Below are 17,188 nucleotides of genomic sequence, written 5' to 3' on the forward strand. Positions count from 1 at the left end.
ATACTTATTCTGACTATCTAATTCAGAATAAGTATTTTTTTAGTTAATCCACTGATTTTAGAGATAAGATTGTTTGCTCTTTTGGCAGCTCATAAATGGTCGCGGACTTAGCTTCTAAGTCTAGCTCATTCAAATTAACCTGATGTAACGCTCGATCAGCTTTACTCGAAACATTATAAGTTAATTTTTCATTGTCCATTACAGCTGTATAATGGGTAGTATCACAAAGCTTAGTTTGTGAATTATACACAGTTCCTTCCGGGACGTCGAAATGTGATAAAATATGAAAAGCTTCTGTTACAGCTTGCTCTGAACTCAATTGTTCTGGCATATGACTCACCATATTTGCTGCACGTACAAACCTTGAAGGTGGTGTGAAATCTCCAGGTATGCCCAACAAACCTGATCCTTCGCCAAATCTTCTAACTTCTAATTCAGAAAAATGATTAGTATCTTTATTTTCTGATTGAATATGGACGTAATTACGTAAGTTGGTTAAATGCCACTGAAAATCCGGTGAATTGGTCATAACACCTACTGGGTTATCGATCACTTTCAATGATTTGTTAAGTGGTTCAATGATGATTTTTTCCCCAGTCTTATCGTAAAAGGCAAAATGGAAAGTTAAAGATACTGGTAAACTAGAGGCCTCTTCTAAATCGTACAAATAAATCGAGGTAATCTTTTTTTTAATATCAGCAATTGAGCTGCAAGTAGCCAAGATATAGGAAATAAACATGTCTGAGCGTAGTGCTACTTTATCTTGATCAGACGTAATTGGATAGTCTGGATAGTCAGCGTCACCTGCAAAATAATTAGCGCAGCCAATCAGCCCCTCTTCATTAATTCCATCGAAAAAAGCATACGTATCATCTTCGTAAATAGTCGTTCCTATAAAAGCCTTTTCAGAAATCAATTGATTATTATGTAAGTCTGTTCGGTAATTGAAATTTCTAGGGATAAATACTGGGACAAAATTCATCGGTGAGGCAAACTCCATAGTTCTGCCAGCTGCTAAACCGTTTGGACTTTTAACAAAGATTGTTGTACACATCAAAACACTCCCTTTTTATCAGATTATTATTTTTAAAAGGCACATTTTAAACAAAGTAAGCGTATCTAATTATCAGTTTTTTGTCAACTAGTTACTCTCTATAACGAGATAGCCTATTAATACTTATTTTGAGAGTCAGTAAATCAATCAATATAATGGGTCACTTTGTTATTGACAAAAAAATCATGCTAGTCTAGACTAGTAAGTAATCAAATAAACTATTTTAGTTGAGTTTAGTAGTTTCAGATCACTGTTTTAGAGAGACAACGGATGCTGGAAGTTGTTACATATACTGAAATGAATTACGCTCTTTTATCAAACTAAATGACTCATTCTCATTACGAATGAAAAGCGGCAATTTTTATCAATTGCAAGTTGGGTGGTACCACGGAACTAATACTTCGTCCCTACAAGTCAAAGACTTGTAGGGACTTTTTTATTACTAACTATTAAGGAGAGATTGTATAATGACTATTATTGAGGAATTAACTTGGCGTGATGCCATTAACCAACAAACAGATGCTGAGGGCTTAAAAGAATTGATTAACGAAAAGAAAATTGGCTTATATTGTGGAGTTGATCCTACTGGCGATAGTATGCATATCGGCCACTTAATTCCTTTTATGATGATGAAACGTTTCCAATTACATGGTCATCATCCGCATATCGTGATCGGTGGGGCAACTGGAACGATAGGCGATCCTAGCGGTCGTACATCTGAACGTCAATTACAAACTTTAGAGCAAGTTCAAGCGAATGTTGATGCCTTAACTGCTCAAATGCAACACTTATTTGATTTTGATGATGTGACTTCTCAAGGTAGCTTGACAATGGTTAACAACTACGATTGGACTCATGATATGAGTTTATTAGATTTTCTACGTGATTATGGTAAAAATTTTAATATTAATACTATGTTGGCTAAAGATATTGTTTCAAGTCGGTTGGATACGGGTATCTCATTTACTGAGTTTACTTACCAAATTTTACAATCTATGGATTTTTTACATTTATACCGTAAACATGATGTTCAATTACAAATTGGTGGTGCTGATCAGTGGGGAAATATTACAGCAGGACTAGATTTAATTCGTAAAAAAGAAGGAACAGAAGCAAAAGCCTTCGGTTTAACTATCCCATTAATGTTAAAAGCTGACGGAACTAAGTTTGGTAAAACGGCTGGGGGAGCCGTTTGGTTAGACCCAAATAAAACATCACCTTTTGAATTTTACCAATTCTGGTTAAATCAAGATGACCGTGATGTTGTAAAATACTTAAAATTCTTTACCTTTTTAACACAAGCGGAAATTCAAGCTCTAGCAGAAAAAGTTGAAAACGAGCCACATCTAAGAGCAGCTCAAAAAACTTTAGCCGCTGAGATGACACGTTTTGTTCACGGACAAGAAGCATTAGATGAATCTCTACTAATTACGCAAGCTTTATTTTCCGGTGAAGTTAAACAGCTGACTGCCGATCAAATTGGTGAAGGGTTTAAAAATATGCCTTCTGCTGAACTTACGCTGTCTGAAGACTTATCTTTAGTTGATTTCCTAATTGAAACAAAAATTGAACCTTCGAAACGTCAAGCTCGAGAAGATATTAAAAATGGTGCGATTACCGTCAATGGTGATAAGCAAACAGATGTAGACTTTATGATGACGCGTAGTAATTCATTTGATGAACGCTTTATCCTAGTTAGAAAAGGTAAAAAGAAATATACTTTAATACATTTAACTAAGTAAATAAAAAAGACAGCCTATTAGGTTGTCTTTTTATTTACTTTCGATAGACTCTAAAACTTTTGTGAGTATTCAGTAATGGGTGAGTTACCTGCTTTATCATCAGTTAAATCAGATAACTTAAATCATTTATTTTATGAATGATATGTTGACCTGTTTCAGTTATTTCTAAAAATGACACACCGCCTTCTACTCCAGAAAATGTTGCCTCTTTTAAACCGTGCAACTCTCTATCTAAAAACATAGCGTGAAAAAGTGATAGAATTTCTCCATGAGATACAATAATAATTGTTTTGTACTCGAAGGTTAATACTTTTTGGTAAAATGGCACGAGCTGATCCCAAGCCGAATCCACAATATTTTTGTCAGAAATATTAGTCCTCAGCCCTTTTTCATAACCGACTTTGACTATATTTAATAGATTATTTAAAGCAGCTGTGGTATTTTTAGCTCTTAATAAATCAGATGTATAAAGAACTATTTCCTCATCACCAAGTTCTTTCAACAAATTTTCAGCAATTTTATTAGCCTGTTCTTTACCAGTATCTGTTAAATCCCAGTCTATTAGTGATTCAACCTGATGATTATAATTATTTACTGCTTCTGGGTGTTGAACTGTTATGATTTTCATAGCCTTCCCTCATTTCAACCTAATTTTAACGTTTCTTTATTTTCAGATTATCACATCATTGAAATTACAACAAGCCTTACCCTCCCTTAAGAAAATATATCATTTATTCAGAAAAAGTTCCCTTGCTTTCTACTACTATAAAAACTATGATAAAATAGTAGTAGTGATGATTACGAGTTATTTTACAGGAGGTTATGTTCTCATGATTATTTTAAAAACAGACGATATAAACAGTCAAATTTATCAAGATGCGCTGGCTATCCGTAAACAAGTCTTTGTAGCCGAACAAAATATTCCTGAAACCATTGAAATTTCAGAAGAAAACCAAGCCGTTTATTTTGTCTCCTATAACCACCTTAAACAGCCCTTAGGAACATGTCGTATTAAATTGGTTGCCAATAATACTTATAAAATACAACGTTTTGCAGTCTTGAAAAGTGCTCGTAAACGACATATTGGCACACGTCTTTTAGAAGCTGTCGAATCATATGCAAAAAGTAAACATGTTACAGCCATCAAATTAGAAGCACAGTGTAGCGCTCAAGGCTTTTATGAACGATGTCATTACAATCCTACTAGTGATATTTTTTACGAAGCTGGGATTCCTCACCAAGAGATGAAAAAAGAACTAGTCTAATTTATTAGACTAGTTCTTTTTCTCTAAGTAGTTAAAATTAGCTACTGCGCCTAGTAAATTAGCACGATTTCCTAACTTAGACTGTTTAATTATAGGTTTTACCAAAGGTAATTCGGAAATTTCCATAATCCTATTTATTTCTTGTTCTAAGTAGTCAAACAATAAAGATTGCCTACTAATACCGCCACCGATAGAAATGATTTCTGGATCTATAATTGTTTGTAGGTTAAATAACTGCTTAACAAAAACTTTAATGTAGTTTTCAAATAATTTTACTGCATATTTATCGCCTTCAGTTAGTTTTTCAAAAAAGTAATAACCGTCGACTTCTGTTTTTTCTTTCCCTATTAAATCAGCGTAGTGATGACATAGCATTTTAGAACTACAAATCATAGCAAAAGAATCTTTCTTAGCGTCTGAATCTGCTTGTGTTTGAATCGATGAAAATTCACCTGCACTTAAATGATGACCTTTTAGCAACGTATTGTTAACGATAATTCCACCACCAATACCTGTTCCAATAACTAAAGCGATGCCAGTCTCTGTCCCTTGTAAAACTCCTAACCATTTCTCTCCTAAGGCTGCACATTTTCCATCATTTTCTAAAGCGACTTTTGTTTGACAAGCTTCTTCTAATAATTTTTTGACATTTTGTTGATGGAGAAATTTTAAAGCGCCACCATGTAGCATATAACCCGTTTTTGAGTTCACCACCCCAGGTAGACTAACAGCAAGTGGTAAAGGTTGATTGCCTGCCAATAATTGATAGATAGCGCTTATTTTTTCTAAAAACATCTGTTGATCTGTTGGTGTTGGACAATTATTTTCTTGCTTAATATTTCCTAAATCATCAATTAAAGCGTATTTAATTGCACTACCTCCAATATCAAGACAAACATAGTGTCTTACTCCCATAAATCACCCTCCTTTATTCATCATAATATTATAACATATATCCAGCCGTAAAAAATACCAGCCAACCAACTAAAAGATAGGTTGATTGGTTGGTATTTTTTTATCTAAGCGATAATTTTCGGGTAAGTAATTTTATTATGACAGTCAAAGCTAAACTAATGACTAGAGCTATAACCATCACAGACCATTGATTATTCTCAATAAAATACAGCATATCATTAATGATTGGATAAATTCTTTCCGCTACAAAATCTGCTGCAGCTATAATAATACCCAGTATCGTGATTATTAGGATAATAGATGTTATTATGACACTTTTAATTGAAAATCGCTTGATTAGTGCGACAAAAAACCAGGCTATAAGGCTAAAAATAAACAGTTTTAATGCTTCATAAACTATCTGTGCTATCGGATCAAGTAGTATACTATCAATAAATAACCATTTGTTACTAATTGGTTTGACAGCAACTATGAAATTTAGCAACCAGGGATACACTATCATCTGGATGATAGATACAGATATTGCTACAAAAATCATCATTAGCAAGTTACCAATAAATTGTGTTTTACGAGAAATATTAAACTGGGAAAAAATTGTCATACCTTGATTAATAACACTATACCATAGTAAAAATACCATTAAAATTATTGTATTTTGCATAGCTGATTCCGCGATAGAAATTGTTAGTGGCTTAGTGTCCCCAGTTAGGAAATTAAAAATAAGCGGTATGATAAGATCTAATAAAATCCACATTGTTAATGTCACTACTACCCAAGGACCTAGACTTTTAAGATTATACTTTAATACTTTGCTTAATTTCACGCCAATCACGCTCCTTCATTGAAGTTAATTCGATAAATATTTTTTGCAAGTCAACACTTTTAACTTGGATGGATGGCGGGATATCACCAACATTTCCGTAAACATAAATAGTTTGTTGATTCCCTATAGCTTCGCGACCCACAATTGATAAGCCTTTAGAGATTTCCTGGATATCACGAATCGCTCCTGTTAGTGCCCAAGACTTTTCTAAAATAGTTTCAGCCGTTTCATTTACTGAAATAACCCCTTCATTTAAAATTAGAACCGTATCAATCATATGTGATACCTCTTCAATTAAATGGGTCGAGATAACAAATGTTCTTGTTTTTTTTGAAAAATTATCTAATAATTCTTTATAAAAAAGCTCTCTGTGATTAGCATCTAAACCTAAGGTTGGCTCATCAAAAAAGATAAATTTAGCTGGAACACATAGACCCAAAATAACATTTAAGATAGAACGATACCCTGTAGATAGCTTGTCAATTCGTTGCTTAACATCTAATTCAAACACCTCAACTAAATGATCACATAAAGCCTCATCAAAATCTGGATAAAAACTTTTAGCTAGTTTAAAATATTTATTCACCTTCAAATGGTCACTATTATTAAATAGTAGCGTATCATTTATTAAAAATAGTTCTGCTAGTAAGTCATCCTTTTCAAAAATGACCTCGCCATCTAACTTAACTTCTCCTTTGTTTGGGAGAACACGATTATTAATTATATTTAATAAGGTACTCTTCCCTACCCCATTCCGCCCTAATAAGCCGTAAATATGCCCCTCTTCTAAGGTACATGAGATATTTTTTAACACATCTATCCCGCTATATTTTCTTTGAATATTACGAATTTCTAATTTGGTCATTATCAAATCCCCTTTCTATTAAGTTAATTAGCTCTTGTCTCTCCAAACCTAAACGTTTTGCTTCTGTTATTAATTTATTTATATCATGTTGAATAAATTGATTACGCCTTTTTTGATAAATGGTATCACTCCCAGAACTAGTGACAAACATTCCTATTCCACGTTTTTTTTCTAAAATATTATCTGCTACCAAAAGATTCATCCCTTTTAAAACTGTTGCTGGGTTGATATTGTATGCTTTTGATATTTCAGTTGTGGATGGTATCTGTTCACCTATTCCGAAACTGCCCCGTAAAATTCCTTCCTCAATCTGCGATGAAATTTGCTGGTACAAAGGGATATTACTATTAAAATCAAAATCCATTATTATGACACCTCTTTTCAAAAATAATCAGAAGTTACAAGCTTAAGTAGGTAATTAGTCAATTACTCATGTAACTAACATTACAACATCTACAAAATAAAGTAAACCATTTTTCTATTCTTTTTTTATAAAATTAAGTTAGTCAGTACAAAACTTATTTTTTGTAAGTTTGTTGTTTTAGAGGTATAATTTACTTACTAAAAGAAAGCAGGTGTTCTTATGAACTTAAATAATTTAAAAATAAAAGAAGTCACACTAAATGTTACTAGTATAGAAAGGATGATAACTTTTTATACTGAAAAAATAGGCTTACATATTGGGAAACAAACTATGAATACTGTAGAATTACTCCTACCTGGAGAAAAAGAACCCGCATTGATTTTAAAAGAAACAAAAAAAAAGAACCGACATGTCCCTGGTTTATATCACATAGCCTATTTATTACCAACACGTCCTGCTTTAGCCACTATTACTAAACACTTACTCGACCTAGATTATCCCCTAATTGGTGCAAGTGATCACGGTTATAGTGAAGCTATTTATTTAAATGACCCAGAAGAAAATGGAATTGAATTATATTGGGACAAACCTGAAAGCCTATGGAACAAACAGCCTGGAGGGAAGATAATCGGTACAACCAATTATCTAGATATTCAATCCTTACTTGAAGAAAGTCAGGATACTATCACTCCACTTCAGGTTGGAACAATAATGGGTCATATTCATCTTAGTGTATCTGACTTGAAATCAGAGTCTGATTTTTTTACAAAAGTATTAGGTTTTACCGTAACATCCAGCTTAAATCAGTCAGCTGATTTTTATGGTATAGACGGCTATCACCATCAATTTGCAGCAAACAATTGGCATTCTAACTATCCACGAACAGAAGAAGAAGAACAGAATCAAAATGTTGGACTGAATCAAATAACTGTCCTTGTATCTAAAACGATGTTTAATCAAACGAAAGCTAATTTAGAAAATAAGAATGTTAAATACAAATTTTATAATAACACCTTACAATTTAGCGATCCTAATAACATAGTATTTAATTATGTTACAAACTAATAAAAAAAGAACCTGACGTTCAAATTGTTCGTGAGGTTCTTTTTTTGTTTTTTGTTTAGAAAATAAAGTAACAAAAAAATGATGCTTAGACCAGACCGAACGATTGATAATATTATCATTTAAGTTAATTAATCATTCGATAAGTTAGTTTTATATGCTTTTTTACAAAAAAAATAAGTCAAACATTATTTTTTTTGTCAAATTTTATGTTTCAACAATTCATCTTATACTTCTAAAAAGGCGTTTACAAATCGATAGATAATGGCTTTGTTCATTTTTTTAATATCTATATGCAATAGTTGATTAGAATAATTATTATTAAACCATTAATATTAGATATAGTAAATATACTATTTTCAGGAGGAATTATATGAAACATATCGTAAAATCAACTATTTTTTTATTAATGGGGGTTATATTTTTTATCGTGTCCCCTCTTTCAATAAAAACTGAAGCGGCTGTTGACCTTACTAAAACTGATTTAATTGATTCATTTGATTTATCAAAAAATTATATTGAAGACGGAGAAAAATTAACTGCTTCTTTTAACTTTAGTGAAAAAAAAGATACTATTATTAAAGCAGGGGATTTTATAAAATTAGAAATCCCCTACTCTCAGCAAGTTTCACTTACTGGTTATCGTGCAACAATGTCATTGAAAAACTCAGAAGGGACCGTGCTAGGTGATGTCGTGGTCAACGAACATGACGTCCGTGTTACTTTTAATGAGACAGCTGAGAAACTAGAAAACGTGTATGGATTCTTCAGTTTTGAAGCTCAAGCTAGAAATTTTACTGGCGATATTAATCTTGAAAATATCACTACTATTTCAACAAATTTCGGGACAAATCTATCATCACACGATTTAGATATTCATCGTGGGCCATCAGGCGAAACAACTGATACCTTTTATTACAAAACAGGGGATATGCTCCCTTCTGATACTGAACATGTTCGGTGGTTTTTATCAGTAAATCCAAATAAAGAATATGTAGAACGAGAAATTGAGATTCAAGATCAAATTCAAACAGGCCATGAATTACTAGAAGATAGTTTTAATATTTCAATTTCAGGTCGTGTTTATAACGGTTCTTATTCTCTAAAAGAATTTAATGATTTAGGTATTGGTTATATTTCGGTTTCAGGAAAAAATTCATTTTACATTCGAATTTATCACGAATACACAGATCATACTCTTGGTTTCTTCTATCTAACAAAAATAATTAATAAAGATCAAAAATCTTTTGAAAACCATTCGCAAGCAACTTTCCAAACAGCTAAATCTAAATCAGAACAAGGAGATTTTAATTTTAGTGTAGATAATATTAGCCTAAATGCTGGTGCTGATGGAAATAATAAACCTAATAAAAAACCTGGTGAAATTGAAGAAAAACCTGTAACACCAGAAGAAGTTCCAGATGAAAATGAAACACCTCCAGTAAAACCTGGTGACAAACCAACAACTGATGGCGGTTCTCAAACTGATCCTGAAGAAGAAAACCCTTCTGTCGGTACAGAAACAGACGTACCTGAGAAAAAACCAACAACTGATGGCGGTTCTCAAACTGATCCTGAAGAAGAAAACCCTTCTGTTGGCACAGAAACTGACGAGCCTGAGAAAAAACCAACAACTGACGGCGGTTCTCAAACTGATCCTGAAGAAGAAAACCCTTCTGTTGGCACAGAAACTGACGTACCTGAGAAAAAACCAACAACTGATGGCGGTTCTCAAACTGATCCTGAAGAAGAAAACCCTTCTGTTGGCACAGAAACTGACGAGCCTGAGAAAAAACCAACAACTGACGGCGGTTCTCAAACTGATCCTGAAGAAGAAAACCCTTCTGTTGGCACAGAAACTGACGTACCTGAGAAAAAACCAACAACTGACGGCGGTTCTCAAACTGATCCTGAAGAAGAAAACCCTTCTGTTGGCACAGAAACTGACGTACCTGAGAAAAAACCAACAACTGACGGCGGTTCTCAAACTGATCCTGAAGAAGAAAACCCTTCTGTTGGCACAGAAACTGACGAGCCTGAGAAAAAACCAACAACTGACGGCGGTTCTCAAACTGATCCTGAAGAAGAAAACCCTTCTGTTGGCACAGAAACTGACGAGCCTGAGAAAAAACCAACAACTGATGGCGGTTCTCAAACTGATCCTGAAGAAGAAAACCCTTCTGTTGGCACAGAAACAGACGTACCTGAGAAAAAACCAACAACTGATGGCGGTTCTCAAACTGATCCTGAAGAAGAAAACCCTTCTGTTGGCACAGAAACTGACGAGCCTGAGAAAAAACCAACAACTGATGGCGGTTCTCAAACTGATCCTGAAGAAGAAAACCCTTCTGTTGGTACAGAAACAGACGTACCTGAGAAAAAACCAACAACTGATGGCGGTTCTCAAACTGATCCTGAAGAAGAAAACCCTTCTGTTGGCACAGAAACTGACGAGCCTGAGAAAAAACCAACAACTGATGGCGGTTCTCAAACTGATCCTGAAGAAGAAAACCCTTCTGTTGGCACAGAAACAGACGTACCTGAGAAAAAACCAACAACTGATGGCGGTTCTCAAACTGATCCTGAAGAAGAAAACCCTTCTGTCGGTACAGAAACAGACGTACCTGAGAAAAAACCAACAACTGATGGCGGTTCTCAAACTGATTCTGAAGAAGAAAACCCTTCTGTTGGCACAGAAACTGACGTACCTGAGAAAAAACCAACAACTGATGGCGGTTCTCAAACTGATCCTGAAGAAGAAAACCCTTCTGTCGGTACAGAAACAGACGTACCTGAGAAAAAACCAACAACTGATGGTGACTCTCAAATACATAAATTAAATTCAGATAAAAAAACTTTAGTTAATAACTATCTTCATAGCGCTAATAGAGAATCTGTTAAAGAAATAATTAATAAAAAAGCATCTGCAAACAATATCTCTGTAGCTAACGATGAGGATAAAGAAAAAACAATAACAGGTTTATTCAACCGAGCTAACGTATCTAATAGTCAAGATAGTCATACAGAGAAATTTCCTAGCCGAGCTACCTCTATTAATAATAAAGAAATAAAAGGAAATTCATCAAATAATATGAAACGAACAAAATCGGATAATAATATCACTAGTAACAAGAAATTACCGCAAACGGGTGAAGAAAATCAAAAAGATCTTCTTTTTGTAGGAGTACTACTCACTCTCTCTGCCTCAATTGCAGGTATGATACGTTATAAAAAATAAGTAAAAAGCTAATTGTCTATTTAAGATAATTAGCTTTTTTATTTATTAAACTAGCTAATTCACAAATAGCCTAAATTAGCTAACAAAAACTCAAAAAATAATCTTTTAATAGTAAAATTCTCAATAAAATAGTGTTATTATACGATTTTGACAAATTCACAAGCACTGATAATGATTTTCAATAAGCCTTTATGTTAGAATGAATTAGCTTTATATGTGTCATATTATTATTATTTGAGAGGAGTTCATTATGAAATTCACATTAAAAACAAAAGACTTAATTACTGCAGGTGTTTTTGCAGCTTTATATTTTGTTGTAGTCGCCCTTGTTACCTTCGCTTGTATGATTTTATTACCTGGATTAGGTAACTTAATTATTCCTACCGTCGTTGCCTTAATTGTTGGTCCTATATTTTATTTGCTAATCAACCGTGTCCCTAAATTTGGTGCTGTCACTATTTTAAGCTCAGTCATGGGAATATTTTTTATGTTTTCTGGTCATTTTCCATTATCTTTCATACCAAATTTTGTATTTGGAATCTTAGCAGATATTCTGTTATCTTCAGGTAAAAGGACAGCTAACCGTGAGCTAGCTGCTTTCACAGTCTTTAATTACGGTCTAATCGGTCCCCTGGTCACCTTATGGTTCATGAAAGCTAAATATGTCCAATCATTGGTAGATAGAGGGAAAGGCGCTGACTATATCAATGGTTTATTAAAATATGTTAACTGGAATATTTTCATTATCTTAATGATATCAATTTTAATCGCTTCTATTATTGGCGGGCTATATGGTAAAAAAATGATGGCTAAACACTTTTCTCACGCAAGGACTATTAATTAAATGATAAGTGACAAACTGAGTGCTTTCACAAAACTTTTTTTATTAGTAATTGCCAATTTTTTCTTTATCTTTCCTTTTGAATTATTAAATGAAATAATTTTCGTTATTTTATTAACGCTGTTGTTAAGTTTTAGCAACCATCTAAAAATCGCTTTTCGCTTTATACTTTTTTATATTTTCATGTTAGTAATCCATGAATTGGCTCTAGAGTATTATACAACTTTTGTGGGGGCAACTATTGCCGGATTTAGCCTAGGATTTACATTGATTGTTCCTTGCATGATGGCCGGTACTCTATTAATCAAAACCACTTCTATTTCTGATTTAATCAACGTTTTAGTTAAATTACATGTACCCAAATTTCTAATTATACCTTTTATTGTTATGATACGCTTTATCCCTCACTTTTTTGAAGATATAAAAAGTATTCATAGTGCCATGATTTTACGTTTGGCCAAACAAAAAAAAGGACCCGCTGCTATTTTAAATCGAATTGAATACTTTTTAATTCCATTATTAAACTCAGCCATCAATGCTGCTAATCAATTAGCCATTGCCGGTTTGTCGAAAGGAATAGATTATATCAAAACTAGAACCATCCTGACTCCTTTAAAGCTTGGATTAGCAGATATAATTATTTTAGTTATTAGTAGTATTATTATTTTGAGCTAAGGAGATTTAACGATGATCACATTTGAAAATTTTTCATTTACTTATCCCAATAGTTCCGCCGGTCTAAATGATATTAACTTATCAATAGAGAAAGGGGAATTTGTTGTCCTTTGTGGCCAAAGTGGCTGTGGCAAAACTACCCTATCACGCTGTATCAATGGTTTAATACTAGAAACAAACGAGGTCGACCTATCTGGTAAATGCCAAATTGGTGAAAACATCTTAGGGGACAGTCCCTTTAAAGAATTTACGAAACTAGTAGGCTCTGTTTTTCAAAATCCTCGAACGCAGTTTTTTACCAATACAGTAGCTGATGAACTAGTTTTCACTTCAGAAAATCTTGGGCTACCAGCCGATCTTATTAGGGACAGGTTTAATGAGACCGTTAGTTTATTCGATTTAACACATTTACTAAAACGAGATATGTTCTCCTTATCTGGTGGTGAAAAACAATTAGTAGCTTGTGCAGCAGCCTTTATTCATCGTCCACCCATCTTTGTTTTCGATGAACCAACTAGTAATCTTGATACTTTAGCTATCGCAAAATTAAAAAAAGCGCTCAGCACCTTAAAAAATAAAGGGTGTACAATTATCGTCTCCGAACACCGTTTAGCTTACTTAACCGATTTAGCAGACCGTTTTATTATAATGGACAATGGGACAATTGATACGATCATGTCAACTAAGGCTATACTGGCTCTAACAGAAAAACAACGTGAAACCTTAGCACTGCGACATACGTCTTACCATAATATCTATTTAGACACGTCTAGTGTCCCTAAAAAAAATAATTATTTGAAACCATTGATAGGAACTAACCTAACTTGCTCTTATAAAAGAAAGAAAGACTGTCTAAATATTTCAGAAATAGTATTTGACCGCGGTTGCGTCACGACCTTAGTCGGCCCTAATGGTGCAGGAAAAACAACACTTGCAAAAACTTTAACCGGTTTGAAAAAACTTACAACAGGTAACTATCGTTATGACGATCATGTTCTTAAAAAGCGAAAACTTAACCAACTAAGTGCAATGGTTATGCAGGATGTACAGCTCCAACTATTTTTTGAATCTGTACAAAAAGAACTAACTTTCCAAGTAAACGACGACATGTTAGTCACATCAATTGCTGATTTATTTGATTTAACTGACCTGCTTTTACAACATCCTAGTAGCTTATCCGGTGGTCAAATGCAACGAGTAGCATTAGCTACTGCATTTTTATCAGATAAAGAAATTATTGTGTTAGATGAACCTACTAGTGGTCTTGATTGGCTCCATATGGCCCAAGTTGCTCATGCTATTAATCAGCTAAAAGAAACGGGTAAAGTTGTTATTTTGATAACTCATGATCTGGAATTATTATCACTGACTACTGATAAAGTCATCTCTTTGGATCATGGCAAAGTAGTTAATACAACTACTCTTACACCTCAAACTTTTGAAACTATCAAAAAATACTATCTCTAAAAAGAGAAAAGCAGACGGATATAACCATCTGCTTTTTTCTTTTTATTTTTTTATCCAACCATAACGTGATATTTCGTGAACTTGGACTTCTGCTATCTCTCTATTTTTCATAAATAGATTAAAATAATTTGTTATTGTTTCAACCGTGTCATCTAATGTCCCAGAGATAAAACGTTTATTTTTACTTCCTTTAATAGTGAACTCAACTTCATATAATGACATGTCTTTCCAAAATTCTTCAACCATTTCAGATGCACTCCTTTTTTACTTGCTTTATTATATTAAAATATTAGCATATTAGTCTCAGAAAATCGTATCTAAATTCTTATGATTTTCTAGTATTAAATAAAACAAGAAATAAAAAGATTTTCATATCAAGATTCACTCTTTATTTTTAAAATCAATAAGGTAATCTTATATAATAATTTAATAAAAACATATTTTTATCAAATTAGTTTTTTTAGACAAAAAGAAAAAGACTGTTTCTCCATTTCAGTCTTTTTCTTTTTGTTTGTTAAGAATAGTTTTATAATAATTAGTCTGTTACTAAGGAAAATGAGCCTGTTTCTGCATCAACTGTTACATACGGTTTTACTCCTGTTTCCAATTCATTCACATAAATGCCATAGTAGTCGTGATCATTAAAATTCCCTGCAAAAACATATTTTTGCACGGTTACTTGATACATATTATATAGATTTTGTTCAAATAAAGGTTTCCAAGTCTCATCAGTACTTTTAGGTTCTTTCTTTTCTTCCTGTGGTTGTGGTTGTTTTTGTTTAGGTTCTTTTTTCTTTTGTTTAGGTTTACTTTCCTGACTTACTTCTTTTTTTTCTCCTAAAAATGAAGTTTCTGTCTTTAAATAGGCAATACCTGCCAAAACCAAAAACAATAACACAATTGTTGCTAATATTTTTTTATTCATCTCTAATTCCTTTCACCAATTCTAACTCATTAATTTTTACTCGGTTACTTGAGGATTTTATTCCATTATACCCTATAACCACCTTCAATTTACTTATAAAAACTATGATTTTTTAAATTTTTCAAGACAAACTTTTTTTATACAAGTTTACCATTTTTACTAACAGTCACTTTCGCTTGACCTGTATTATATATAGAAATATATGCTAATATTTTCTTTATTATTAACACACACTATGTTATATTGTTCAATGCTAATAATTTATAGGAGTGAGTCTTAATGAAAGAGATCAATCGTACCACAATGAAAAACAACTTTTTTATGATTGCAAAAATAATTTTATTCATCACAGCTATTACTTTTATTTTTACAAAGCAGGAGACACTCGATGCCGTGGCAGTAGTCACTGGTTTTCTGATGTTTAGTTATAGTCCTCTCCCTTTTAAATATAAACATGCGACAACTTTTCTTGCTCTTTCTTTTCCCTTGATCGGTTTCCTAACATTTCTGGCCTCATTAAATATCTGGTTTGGTCTACTTATTAATTTGATTGGTATATTTTTTGTTACATTACTGACCAGTCAACCATTTAATTATAAACTCTTTATGCCATTTATACTACTCGTTATTTTTTCTAACTCAGGTATTTATTCAGGTATCATTCTAAGTGTTAGAATGGTTTTTCTACTAATATCTGGTATTGTCATAGCTACTATTTACAAAAAGAAACATCCTAACACTGTCGATAAGCCTTCATTGGCAACATGCTTGATTGCTAATTTTAAAAAGGTTGAAATTAGAAAATTCAGTATTAAATTAACTTTAGCTTTAACAACCGCCTTATTCATTAGTCAGTATTTTCAGTTAGAGCGCGGAATGTGGCTATGTATGACTGTTTTATCTGTGACACAATTGACTCAAAATGATATGAAACGTCGAATTGGTGAGAGAGCTTTAGCAACGATAATTGGTTGTGCTGTTTATTTCTTACTCTTTCATTTATTAGTTCCCAGTGATTATACTATAATTTTAACCTTTAGTTTAGCCTATATTTATCAATTCCTAGATACTTATTTATTACAAACCACCTTCAATACTATGAATGCTCTCTCTGCTACAAGTCTTATGTGGCCGACTACTATAGCTATTGAAACGAGAGTGTTATTTCTCCTAGCAGGTATTTTATTAGTACTTATTGTCTATCTAATAATAGAACTACCTAAATGGGAAAGACTACAAAAACTTACAAATTAAAAACACCCAATCTCTTACTTATAAGAGATTGGGTGTTTTTAATGTTATTTCTGTACTATTCTACATTATCATTTTTAAAATAAGACGATCTCGATTTTAACGAATGTATCTGCCACTGTAGCTTTGATTGAACTCAGATTCAAATTGTTCCTTTATCCAATTCTCCCAATCTTCCATTGTTCGTTTAGCATATTTTCCTAAATTTGAAGATTCTGTATAAAAATAATCAATTTTTGCTTGATGCCAAATGATATTCTCTAAATAGGCTTCTTTATCATCCCAAGATTGGTAATGATCTAATTCAATCGGATCTAGCAAAATAAATAACTGCTCACCTGTTTGAAAATTTTCTGCCGCAATATATTCTCCCTCTTCATAGCCTTCACCATCATTTTCAATTTGACTAAAACGTGGTGGGCATTCTTTTAAGAAGAATTCTTTCATCTCATTTCTTTTAGTAATATAGGTCTCAGCTTCATCCACTGGAATATCCCAAACATCAACTAATACAGTTTTTTCTTGTGCCATATTATTGCCTCCTAAACGCGTACATAGATATCTAAAATCACATTGCTCCATACAGTATACACTATCCTAAAAAGATAAGTAAGTCCTCCTATTAGTGAAATAGAAGGACTTACTTATCACTACTATAAAAAAATTGTCTGTGAGTTTTTCAGTATACGCTTAGATGAAAA

General features: G+C 32.9%; 17 protein-coding genes and 1 other annotated feature. Of the genes, 8 read left to right on the forward strand and 9 right to left on the reverse strand.

Features of this window, described 5'->3' with window-relative positions:
- Positions 1-43: 43 nt before the first annotated feature.
- On the reverse strand, positions 44-1,054 hold the full coding sequence (locus tag OL234_RS05575) for a linear amide C-N hydrolase (RefSeq protein ID WP_275468259.1): 1,011 nt from the start codon (positions 1,052-1,054) through the stop codon (positions 44-46).
- A gap of 214 nt (positions 1,055-1,268) precedes the next feature.
- Positions 1,269-1,466 (forward strand) — a binding site (T-box leader).
- 55 nt (positions 1,467-1,521) lie between these two features.
- Here OL234_RS05575 and tyrS point away from each other — a divergent pair.
- Positions 1,522-2,796 carry a tyrosine--tRNA ligase gene (tyrS, locus tag OL234_RS05580; protein WP_275468260.1) on the forward strand — a complete coding sequence of 425 codons (1,275 nt, stop codon included), beginning with the start codon at positions 1,522-1,524 and terminating at the stop codon, positions 2,794-2,796.
- A gap of 103 nt (positions 2,797-2,899) precedes the next feature.
- On the opposite strand, the gene OL234_RS05585 is transcribed toward tyrS, so the two are convergent.
- Positions 2,900-3,424: a phosphoglycerate mutase family protein gene (locus tag OL234_RS05585; RefSeq protein ID WP_275468261.1), complete on the reverse strand. Its 525-nt coding sequence runs from the start codon at positions 3,422-3,424 to the stop codon at positions 2,900-2,902.
- A 202-nt stretch (positions 3,425-3,626) separates the two neighbouring features.
- Here OL234_RS05585 and OL234_RS05590 point away from each other — a divergent pair, with 202 nt between their 5' ends.
- Entirely contained in the window at positions 3,627-4,061 is a 435-nt protein-coding gene (locus OL234_RS05590; protein ID WP_275468262.1) for a GNAT family N-acetyltransferase, read from the forward strand.
- A gap of 9 nt (positions 4,062-4,070) precedes the next feature.
- Here OL234_RS05590 and OL234_RS05595 read toward each other — a convergent pair whose 3' ends face one another.
- The 4 genes from OL234_RS05595 to OL234_RS05610 form a co-directional block, all read right to left on the reverse strand.
- Positions 4,071-4,976, reverse strand: coding sequence for an ROK family protein (locus OL234_RS05595; RefSeq protein WP_275468263.1), 906 nt, complete (start codon positions 4,974-4,976; stop codon positions 4,071-4,073).
- A gap of 100 nt (positions 4,977-5,076) precedes the next feature.
- Complete coding sequence (locus tag OL234_RS05600; RefSeq protein WP_275468264.1) at positions 5,077-5,799, reverse strand: hypothetical protein; 723 nt, start codon at positions 5,797-5,799, stop codon at positions 5,077-5,079.
- Complete coding sequence (locus tag OL234_RS05605; RefSeq protein WP_275468265.1) at positions 5,771-6,664, reverse strand: ATP-binding cassette domain-containing protein; 894 nt, start codon at positions 6,662-6,664, stop codon at positions 5,771-5,773. Before OL234_RS05605 ends, OL234_RS05600 begins: the two co-directional genes overlap by 29 nt.
- Entirely contained in the window at positions 6,642-7,028 is a 387-nt protein-coding gene (locus tag OL234_RS05610) for a GntR family transcriptional regulator (protein ID WP_275468266.1), read from the reverse strand. Before OL234_RS05610 ends, OL234_RS05605 begins: the two co-directional genes overlap by 23 nt.
- A gap of 219 nt (positions 7,029-7,247) precedes the next feature.
- Here OL234_RS05610 and OL234_RS05615 point away from each other — a divergent pair, with 219 nt between their 5' ends.
- The 5 genes from OL234_RS05615 (at position 7,248) to OL234_RS05635 (ending at position 14,311) form a co-directional block, all read left to right on the forward strand.
- Positions 7,248-8,093, forward strand: a complete 846-nt coding sequence (locus tag OL234_RS05615) for a VOC family protein (RefSeq protein WP_275468267.1) — start codon at positions 7,248-7,250, stop codon at positions 8,091-8,093.
- Between the two features lie 370 nt (positions 8,094-8,463).
- On the forward strand, positions 8,464-11,328 hold the full coding sequence (locus OL234_RS05620) for a collagen binding domain-containing protein (protein WP_275468268.1): 2,865 nt from the start codon (positions 8,464-8,466) through the stop codon (positions 11,326-11,328).
- A gap of 250 nt (positions 11,329-11,578) precedes the next feature.
- Positions 11,579-12,172 (forward strand): MptD family putative ECF transporter S component, encoded by a 594-nt coding sequence (locus OL234_RS05625; protein WP_275468269.1) that lies wholly within the window; start codon positions 11,579-11,581, stop codon positions 12,170-12,172.
- Positions 12,173-12,844, forward strand: a complete 672-nt coding sequence (locus tag OL234_RS05630) for an energy-coupling factor transporter transmembrane component T (protein WP_275468270.1) — start codon at positions 12,173-12,175, stop codon at positions 12,842-12,844.
- Between the two features lie 12 nt (positions 12,845-12,856).
- Positions 12,857-14,311 carry an ABC transporter ATP-binding protein gene (locus tag OL234_RS05635; RefSeq protein WP_275468271.1) on the forward strand — a complete coding sequence of 485 codons (1,455 nt, stop codon included), beginning with the start codon at positions 12,857-12,859 and terminating at the stop codon, positions 14,309-14,311.
- 42 nt (positions 14,312-14,353) lie between these two features.
- On the opposite strand, the gene OL234_RS05640 is transcribed toward OL234_RS05635, so the two are convergent.
- Positions 14,354-14,557 carry a hypothetical protein gene (locus OL234_RS05640; protein ID WP_275468272.1) on the reverse strand — a complete coding sequence of 68 codons (204 nt, stop codon included), beginning with the start codon at positions 14,555-14,557 and terminating at the stop codon, positions 14,354-14,356.
- A gap of 289 nt (positions 14,558-14,846) precedes the next feature.
- Positions 14,847-15,236 (reverse strand): hypothetical protein, encoded by a 390-nt coding sequence (locus tag OL234_RS05645; protein ID WP_275468273.1) that lies wholly within the window; start codon positions 15,234-15,236, stop codon positions 14,847-14,849.
- Positions 15,237-15,515: 279 nt separating this feature from the next.
- Between OL234_RS05645 and OL234_RS05650 the strand changes: the two genes are divergently transcribed.
- Positions 15,516-16,490, forward strand: coding sequence for an FUSC family protein (locus OL234_RS05650; RefSeq protein WP_275468274.1), 975 nt, complete (start codon positions 15,516-15,518; stop codon positions 16,488-16,490).
- Positions 16,491-16,586: 96 nt separating this feature from the next.
- Here OL234_RS05650 and OL234_RS05655 read toward each other — a convergent pair whose 3' ends face one another.
- Positions 16,587-17,018, reverse strand: coding sequence for a hypothetical protein (locus tag OL234_RS05655; RefSeq protein ID WP_275468275.1), 432 nt, complete (start codon positions 17,016-17,018; stop codon positions 16,587-16,589).
- Between the last annotated feature and the right edge of the window lie 170 nt (positions 17,019-17,188).

The organism is Vagococcus intermedius, assembly GCF_029144185.1.
Taxonomy (GTDB): domain Bacteria; phylum Bacillota; class Bacilli; order Lactobacillales; family Vagococcaceae; genus Vagococcus_D; species Vagococcus_D intermedius.